The sequence below is a fragment of the Planctomycetia bacterium genome (assembly GCA_034440135.1).
GTDB lineage: Bacteria > Planctomycetota > Planctomycetia > Pirellulales > JALHLM01 > JALHLM01.
The window spans coordinates 1-9,536 of sequence record JAWXBP010000127.1; the positions used below are offsets into that span (position 1 = coordinate 1).

Genomic DNA, 9,536 nt, shown 5'->3' on the forward strand with positions numbered 1-9,536 from the left:
TCCTCACGCCTGAGCACTCGTTCCGCGACTTGGCGATCCCCCACGGCTTCGAAGAGGCGACCACCGAGCTCTTAGTCGACATGGCCTGGCTCGTGGCGGGCTACCAGATGCGGTCGAACAAATCGCCTCGCCCGCTGCGGTACGTCGAAGCGGCCGACGGCGACGAGCCCCCGCAGGTCGATTACCGCCGCGCAATCGACGCTCAGTTCGGCATGGTGCTACAGCGCGATCCGGAGCCCGACGAAGTCCGCGATCTGCTGGCACTCGGCCGGCGCACCGAGCGCGAAGCCGGCCGACGGCAGGCCTTACAAACCGTTCTCACCGCCGTGCTCGCGATGCCCGAGGCCGTTTTTCGCGTCGAAACCGGCGCCGGAACGCCCGACTCACTCGGCCGCGTTCGACTCTCGCCCCGCGAAACCGCCTTCGCCATCAGCTACGCGCTCACTGACGATCCGCCCGACGCCACGCTCCGGGCCGCCGCGGCCGAAGGCAAGCTCGCGACCACCGACGACGTTCGCCGCGAAGTGACCCGCTTGCTCGGCGACGAATCGACCGACAAGCCCCGCCTGCTCCGCTTCTTCCGCGAGTACTTCGAATACACGCGCCGCCAGGAGGTGTTTAAGGACGGTCGGATCCGCAAGCACTACATCCCCGAGCAACTGGTCGAAGATGCCGACGCCTTGGTACTCTCGGTGCTGGCCGACGATCGCGACGTGCTCAAGCGGCTGCTGACCACGAACGAGTATTTCATCAATATCTGCCCCGGCGGGAAGATCGGCACGAACCGACCCGACCGCCGCCAGAAATGGTATTACGAGCTGTTCAATCTTTCGCGCGAGTGGACCTGGCAGAGCGAGCAGCCGATCAAGCTGCCGGCCGCCGAGCGCTCGGGCATCCTCACGCACCCGGCCTGGCTGATTGCTTTTTCCGACAACGAGAAGAACCAGGCGATCCAGCGGGGCAAGTGGATCCGCACGAACTTGCTCGGCGGCACCGTGCCCGACGTGCCGATCGGCGTCGACGCCCAATTGCCGACCGATCCGAAACTCTCGCTCCGCGAAAAGATGCAAGTCACGCGGCAGGAGTATTGCTGGAAATGCCACGAACGGATGGACCCGCTCGGGCTCCCCTTCGAGCACTGGGACGACTTTGGTATTTTCCGCGCGCGGGAACTTGATCGGCCGGTCGACATCACGGGCGAGATCCGATGTGGAGTCGCCGAACTCGACGGCCCGGTGACGGATTCATTCGAATACTTGCGGCGTTTGTCGGAGTCGCGGCACGTGGTGCAAGTGTTCGTTCGGCACGCCTTCCGCTACTGGATGGGCCGCAACGAAACCCTCGACGACGGGCCGACGCTGATCGACGCCGAAAAGGCCTACCTTGAAAGCGGCGGCAGCATGCAGGCCCTCGTCGGCGCGCTGCTGACTTCCGATTCGTTTCTCTATCGCCGCAACCGCACGACCGAGAGGCCGGAAGCCCAGGCACCGCCGTCGACGAAAACAAGCACTCCACCGCGAAACCGGGAAAAACCGAAAACGCCATGACAACTCGCCTCGCGCGTCGCGACGTTCTGAAAGGTTTTTCGCTCGGTGCCGGCGGCCTGGTGCTGCAGCCGTTCGTCGAGCGGTTGGCCCGCGCGGCCGACGGCGAGCTGCCGCCGACCCGCTTCCTGTTCGTCGTCGAAGGAAACGGCGTGCCGCCGCGGCAGCTCCATCCGGAGAAACTGCCGTGGTTGGAACGCGAAGCTCGCGACAAAGTCGCGGTACACGCGCTCAGTGATATCCCCTTGCCGCCGGCGCTCGCGCCGGTCGAGCCGTTCAAAGACCGCTTGGCGATCATTCAAGGTCTCTCGGGCCGAATGTGCACCGGAGGCCACTCGAGCGACCACGGCGCGCTCGGCGCCTATTATGCCAACAGCGGCCGCAACATCGTCGGCCCGACGATCGACGGTCTCTTGGGCCGAACCTTCCCCGGCATTTTTTCCAACGTCGTGCTAGGCATCGCCTCCGACGCCGAACAGTCGGTCATCTTCAATTGCTCGGCCGATGCCCCGGGCCGAAGCCTGCCGACGATCTGCCGCCCCGACATCGCCTACTCCCGCCTGTTCGGCAGCGTCGCCGAAGGAGAGGCCAAGGCGAGTTTTTCCGCCCGCCGCAACTTGCTCGACTACATGCAAGGCGACGTCCGCCGCGTGCGCAACCGGCTCGGCTCGGTCGACCGCGAAAAGTTCGACTCGCTGCTCGGGGCCTACGAAAGCCTCTCCAAGACTTCCGAGCGCCTGGTCGGGGCTCGCGAGCGGCTCCAGCGTGCGGCACCCACGGTAACCGACAAGTACGCCTCGGCCGTCGAGACCGACCGCCTCGACGCCCACTTCGACTTAGCGGCCGCTTCGATGATCGGCGGCCTGACGAACGTGGCGACGATCGCCTCGGGGGTCGGCTTCCCGTATTTCAACGTTTTGTTCAACGGCCTGGGAATCGAGCTGCAAAAGCATCAGATCGGTCACTTGCTCTACAACGAAGACGACCGCACCGGCTGGGAGCTGGCCCAGAAAATCCGGGCCTTCCATTTCGGGCTGATCGCGCGCTTCATGCAGAAGCTCAACGAGGTGCCGGAAGGGGACGGCACGATGCTCGACAACACGGTGGTGGTCTACCTGAGCGACGCGGCCGAAACGCACCACAGCCGCTGCTTCGAATGGCCGATGGTGGTACTAGGCGGCGCACGAGGCAAGTTGAAAACAGGCGGCCGCTACATTCAATTGCCCGACTACGGCAAACCAAACCACCGCACGATCAACACGCTCTACAACACGCTGCTTTACGCCGCGGGCAAACCGCGCGACGACTTCGGCAGCCCCGACCCGAACCTCGAAGAACCCGCCTACCGCGGCCCCCTGGCGGAACTGTCTTAGCTAGCCCTGCTAGCCCTGCCTGCCCTGAGCTTGTCGAAGGGGAGCGTCACAGTTATGCAACTGCCGGCGGCGTGCTCGGCTGGACGAGCTCCGGCACGCTGAAGGCGTGCGATAAGATAGCCCAGGGTCGCGGTACTCCGCGCACCCTGGGTACCGATACCGATTACGCGCGCCCCTCTCCCCGCGAGAAGGACAATTCTTCGCGTCGGCGAGATCGGGGAGAGGGAGCAACTAAGGCCGCCGAGCGGTAGCGAGGAAGCAGGCCGCAGGCGGTAGTTTGACGCGAAGCGTCTGAAGGCCGGGTGAGGGCGAAACCCTTCGAGGCCGGAGGCCGAGCCGTCCGGCCGCGGCTTCCGGCCGCGGCATTCCTGAAGCCGGCACTTACATAATGCTGGTCAGCGACGGGAGTTCTTCAATGGCCCCGCGCCGCCGCCGGTCGAAAGAATGTAGGGCGGGTCAAGCGGCAAGTCGGTTCACCAGGCGAACTCGGACAATGCCGCGCTGACCCGCCGTAGAGTTAGGCTGGCGGCGACTTCGAGCTCCCACCGCAATCAACGCAGCAAGCTCCGGGCGACACCTCCCAGAGCGTCGGCACGCGTTAAATCGCCCCCTTCCCCGTCGCCGTAGAATCGATTCATCCCGAATCGTTCTAGTCCCACGGTGACGCCGGTGAAACTCTTCTACGACGAGTTCGATCTGCCGATCGCGGCCAAGCTGCGCGACCCGCGCCTCGCCTGGCTCCTCGAACTCGGTGCCGAAGAGATCTCACGCGCCGCTGTCGACGACGAAGGTTTCTTGTTCGCCTACCAGCACGGCGACGACGCCCGCTACCGCGAGCTGGTCGCTGATCGACCGCGAATTTTCGACCGCCCTGAGACGCGGGCCGAGTTGTTTCGGCTCGACGCCGTGCTCGAGCGACTCGCCGATCGGGGCGTCGACATGCCTACGCCCCGCACCTGGAAACTCGAGGTCGACGATCCGCCGCCGGCCGATCTGACGTTTCCGCTATTCGTCCGAACTCCGAAATCGTCGTGGAAGCGGGGGGGCACGCAGGCCCGCGCGCGGAACCTGAAGGAACTCGACGACGAGATCGATCTCCTACGCCGGGCGTTCGGTTGGGATATGCCGATTTTGGCTCGCGAGTGGATCGACGTGGCCGTGGCGGGCAAGTATATGTTCGGCGACGCACCGCAGGAGGTTCGGGTCTGGCTCGTCGATGGTCGGCCGGTTGCCTGGTCGTTCCACTATCTGCACGTCGTCGCCACGCCGCGCGGCTTTCCTCTGAAGCCGAACGACACCGATCAACTGGCCGACATGGCCGCAAAAATCGGCGCGGCGTTCGACGCACGGCTGGTCGTTGCCGACTTTATTCGCGACCGCGCCGGAAAATGGTGGTTCTTAGAAGCGGGCCCCGGCTCGGCCGCCGGCACGGCGCACCAGGAAGTGTTCCAATACGTCGCCCGCCGCCTCCGCGGCGAGAATCCGCCGCTGGTAGGCGACGCGGTAGGCGCGAGCTTCTAGCGGAGGCCGAACCGCCGCTTCGAAAACGTGTCTATCGAGCGGGCCTGCCTTGTCTGCCCTGCGCATGGCCGAAGAGAGGCCGTCGGACGGAGCGTAAACAACCGGAGTCCTGATCGCGGCGCACGACATGCCCTCCACCTAACAGCGAACCTATCGCCGATGATCGCGGCCCTCGACGTCCATTACGACGATCGCATGGCCGGCGCCACCGGCGCCGCGGTGCTGTTCGTAGCCCGGGCCGACGCAAAACCGCACTCCGAGCACGTCGTCCGTACGAGGTTTCAGCGTGCGAGTCGTTGCTACGCGCAACTCCTTATGTGTTCAAGGGTCGGCGGCGCTGGAATGGCGGAAAGTGCTGAATCGGGGCGTGGGCCGAGTCCCGACCTCCCGACCCCCTTTTCTTCACCATGATCCCGTCTGATTGAAGGCCCGGAATGCCAAATCCTCGGCACGTTTCAATTCTGGACTCGACTCGTAATAATGGACGCAACTTCCCTATGCCGTCGCTTGCGCATTATGTTTTGACTTTAAGGACGTCCTCGCATGCCAGACACAGCTCCCCATCTGAGGATTGAACTGTTTCCGGCCGCAGATGGCGATGCACTATTGCTTCAGTTCCGTGACGCAACATCCACCATTAATATTCTCGTGGACGGAGGCCCTCGAAGGACATTCGCGAATTCGCTAGAAGCTCGGCTGCATCAACTGCATTCCGAAGGACAGGCTTTGGCGGCAGTCATCGTCACACACATCGACACAGATCACATAGGAGGCATACTCGCCCTTTTGAAGGAAAATGGCCCGGCAGTGTCGCCACGTGTTATTCGAATAGATGATGTGTGGCACAACGGTTATCGACACCTTGCCTTACCCGGTCGTTCTCCCACGCAATCGGAAAAGCTCCGGGTGCTTTCGCAAACCTTCGCCTCCGAAGATAGCCCAACGGACGACATTAGCGTGCGCGAGGCAGACACTCTCGCTGCGCTAATAACTGCGTATGGATATGCATGGAACGGGGCCTACGGCGGCCGCGCAATTGTGGCCGGTGATACCGTCTCCCTAGCAAATACCATTCGCACAACAGTGCTTTCGCCAAATACTGAAGCCTTGGAACGGCTCGCGTACCAGTGGCGGCAATCACTATTAGAAATGGGCGTATCTCATGAAGCGGTTGATTGCCCGGCGTTTGCACACGCATTCGAAGCAAATCTGCTAAGCGCGCCAGACGCGCTGGATCTTGAAGCAACTATTTCAGCCGCTGACATGATAGAGCCTCCTCCCCCGGACACTTTTGTCGAGGACACATCGCCAACCAACGGTAGTTCCATGGCGTTTCTCATGGAGTGGCGACATCTACGACTCCTGCTTCTCGGCGACTCTTGGCCCAGTGTTGTTGAAAGCACATTAAAGACGTCGGTTACTGACCATCGCGCTTTTGATGTTGTAAAGGTGTCTCATCACGGCAGCCGCCACAACACTTCACCCTCTCTGTCCGAGCTAGCGGCATCGCGCCGCTATATTGTATCTACTGACGGTAGCAAGCACGCACTTCCAAATATCGAGTCTATGTTATGGCTTGCGGCCAAATCCGTGCCGAACGCCGCTTTCATCTTCAATTATAATACGGCGACTGCCACATGGATGGCCGATGAGCGGCTGACACGCCGATATGGACATCACACTACGATTGGCGACGGGGTGCGGTCGATAGCTATCACTGTCGCTGAGGGCATCCCAGATGGCACCTGACGCGCGCATGTTTCTTACGTCGGTCTGCCGTCTAACATGCGGTCCAGAGCAAGGAACTGCCTTTTTTGTTTTGCCAACCGTTGTTATGACCTGTAGGCATTGCGTCCTACCAGCACTCCTCGGACAGAGTGAAATCACCATTCACTTAAATGGCGAAAGCACAGTTGCACACATCATAGAGCCCTCGATTCCGATCGACCTCGATGCAGTCCTACTTCAGCTGTCGGAAGACTTCGAATCAAGCACATTGCTGCCGTTGGTGGCATCGCACCTTCCTTCTGGAATGTCCTGGTCGACATTTGGCTTTCCCCGCATCCGCGGTGAGCACGGTATGGCGATCGAAGGAACGGTGTCGCGTACGCTGCATTCTGATGACCTGCCGCGCGATGTCGAACTGACTTGCGGCGGAGTCGACCTACCTACAAATTACGGCGGGTTTTCGGGCGCTCCCATTGCCGTGCGTGGAACGGTCCGCGCAATGCTTCAAAAACGACTGGACGGGGGCCTTGGCGCGATTTCGTTAGCAAAACTCGCGGCGTTTCTCGACGACATTGGCGCACCTTTTCGGTCGTCCGTCGCGTACGAAGAACTGCCAGCACCGCTTGCGGTCGAGCTTCGAGACGCCGTTCCCAATTCACGCATGCTATGGCTTCTTGAGCAGGCAGTTGAGGACTGTCGCGACGGATATGTTCTCCTCGGCGGGAGTCCAGGGTCTGGAAAAACACTCGTCGCAGCGAGCTTTGAACCCCTTCAACAGAATTCAACGCTGATCGGCCGTTACTTTGCGGGCGGGTACCGCGGGTCAGACCTTCCGCCCGCGTACTATCGAGAGATTGCGACCTTTGCATCGTGGCTAAGCAACGAAGCATCGATCAGGAGCCAGTCGGCGATCGCAGTAACGGCCGCAACGCCTACAGCAGATCTCGGAAGCTCAATTGCGAAGAACCTGAAGGCTCTTTCGGAATCGCTTAAGACCGGCGAACGGGGCGTTCTGATAATAGATGGCGTTGATACGGCCACCTTAACACATTCTGTGGACTTCCTGGATTTTCTTCCGTCCGCGCCGCCGCCGGGCTTGGTAATAGTCCTGATCACAACTAATCCCCTTTCTCTTCGCGAGACATATGACCACTTGAGCATTGGTCGCGATGTCGAGATGGGGCGACTTCCACAGTACGACTGCGAATGGCTTATTTTGAAGCGCCTTCGCGACAAGGTGTTACCGTCACAAGCAGCAACGATTGCAGAACGTTCAGAGGGGCACCCACTAACGCTGCAATATTTTGTTAACGAAGTGGCGGCGTGTCCTGCCGATCACGTCGAGGAAGCGATTGCTCGCCTTGAACGCTCAGCTGGACCAACTGCCTATTATGAGCGAGTGTGGAACCGCTTGCCCGCTAATGGCACCAGCCGCTACTTACTGGCAACCATCGCCGTCGCACGAAGTTCTTTAAAGCGAGATGAACTCACAAGGTGCATTCCTGGCGAACAGCAGCCCGCCTTACTTGACTGTTTTGCAGCCGTGGCGCACCTCCTTCGCCAGGAATCGCGGCATCTGCAGTTTTATCACGAGTCTTTTCGAGACTTTGTCCTGGATAAATCTCTCGCACTTCACGACAGTATTCACGAACAACTATATCGCTATTGTGAGGCGACGCCCGCCTCTACCTATTCAATAACTAATCGTCTTTACCATCGGCTTAGGTCATCGGCGCACAGGCCGACCGCTGCTGCAACGTGTTCGCAGGCGTGGTTGGATAGCGCGGCCCGCGCATGCATTCGACCCGAGCTTGTTCTTCACGACGTGGAAGACCTCCTGAACGATCGCCTTGATGCCGGTGACCTAGTAGAGTCGCTCCGCATACTTTTAGCACGATCACGACTTCAGTATCGCTACAATGACGTGTTCGCGCGCTTTGCGGCGGCGTTTGCCAAATCCGCTATTGAACTGGGGCGCGAAGAGCAATCATTGCAGTTCGTCATTCGCGACGGTTATTGCGCGTGTCCACTGGAGGATATTCTGTCCCTGATGCGCGCTTACGTGCTATCCGGCCAATGGAATGTTGCACAAGACTTGTATCACGACCTACGCAAGCGATGCTTCTTTGCCTATGAGCATGGGGGCGCAAGCTATACACTTCTCAAGACGCAAATGGTCGCAGCGTTTATGCTACTTGGCGGCGGGTCGACAGCGGAGCGCCGAAAGGCCATCGTAGAGGTACGACGCCTGAACGCACTGTTCAAGTACAATTTAAAGTCTGGCACGATGGACGAGCGGGAGAAGGAGCACCTTCGATCTGCGTTTTGCGGTGCAATTGGCGGCGAGTCACTTTGGTTAAATGGGTACGCAACGCCCAGCGGTGCGAATCCGGTTGAACTCGCGCTGCTGCTGCATAACGCGGATGATATCGCAGAGAAAGAGGGCGTCGTGGAAACGGCCAGCATCGAAGGGCCACTTCCGCCGGGAGTAACATTGCTGAGGCGACAAGAGATCGGTAAGACCTTAGAGAAGGCGCTTGCAGCGTCGAGCGCGGACGGCGCGGAAGACATTGTGATCCGAGCCCTCGTGAAAACTGACAGTAGTATAGAACTTGTAGGTTCGTTATACAGCCAGCGTGTTCGGACGACAGAGTCACTAAACATCAGGCTGCAGAATGGTGTTGATGCTAATGAGAGTGCCATTCATTTGGTTGAGGAACATGCCGAACTTGCAGCATATCTTGAGGACCACAGCATTCTAGACGCGCTGCAGTTCACCGTGCGTCATGAATGGGAACGTCGCTTATTCAACGCGGCAAAGTGGGTCGGGCGAGTCAATGGAAAGGTGCATAGGCAACAACACCTGGAGCAATTACGGCCTCAGTCGATTATCGACGAAATAGCCACGACCTTTTTCGGAGAGTTTGGATTTTCGTTCGCCGACCGCATTCGGTGGCAGGAAGCGTATCATATTCCGGAACGGATTTTCCCAGTTGTCCTGAGTGATCTCGCGAGCGTCATTGCACGTTGCGAGCCGGAGTCATCAACGGCCTTCGCGAAGCTAATTCTCGATCGGAGCGGCGATCAGCTGGGACTTTACACTGAAGGTTACTGCAGGGCCCTGAGGTGGGCGGCGAACAGCTTGGCAATGGTGCGGGAAGGCAGAGAGGCTGCTGCCGACCTTTATCGCGCGTTATTAAGCTACACTGCACAGAATGTATTCCCCCGGTATAACCGTCTTCAAGAATTGCTGGAGTGCTCACACCACCTAGCTAGGCCTGAACCAAGCGTATGCGGGGCCGCTTTTTTTGACGGGCGCATAAAAAAGCTCGAATTCTTTCGGTGATTGCGGTGTTTCATGTGTTGCTAA

Annotated in this window: 5 protein-coding genes; all 5 read left to right on the forward strand. The window is 59.8% G+C overall.

The features are described from left to right. Positions 1-1,547 (forward strand): DUF1588 domain-containing protein (locus SGJ19_07160; GenBank protein ID MDZ4780013.1); only part of this gene is annotated, 1,547 nt, incomplete at its 5' end. After that, the gene (locus SGJ19_07165; protein ID MDZ4780014.1) at positions 1,544-2,917 is read left to right on the forward strand and encodes a DUF1552 domain-containing protein; all 1,374 of its coding nucleotides are present in this window, start codon (positions 1,544-1,546) and stop codon (positions 2,915-2,917) included. The genes SGJ19_07160 and SGJ19_07165, both read left to right, overlap by 4 nt. A gap of 669 nt (positions 2,918-3,586) precedes the next feature. Further along, positions 3,587-4,438: an ATP-grasp domain-containing protein gene (locus SGJ19_07170; protein MDZ4780015.1), complete on the forward strand. Its 852-nt coding sequence runs from the start codon at positions 3,587-3,589 to the stop codon at positions 4,436-4,438. Positions 4,439-4,981: 543 nt separating this feature from the next. Beyond that, a complete protein-coding gene (locus tag SGJ19_07175; GenBank protein ID MDZ4780016.1) occupies positions 4,982-6,187 on the forward strand; it encodes an MBL fold metallo-hydrolase in 1,206 nt (401 codons plus the stop codon). After that, positions 6,177-9,512: a serine protease gene (locus SGJ19_07180; protein MDZ4780017.1), complete on the forward strand. Its 3,336-nt coding sequence runs from the start codon at positions 6,177-6,179 to the stop codon at positions 9,510-9,512. The genes SGJ19_07175 and SGJ19_07180 overlap by 11 nt, the downstream gene beginning before the upstream one ends. Positions 9,513-9,536 lie beyond the last annotated feature (24 nt).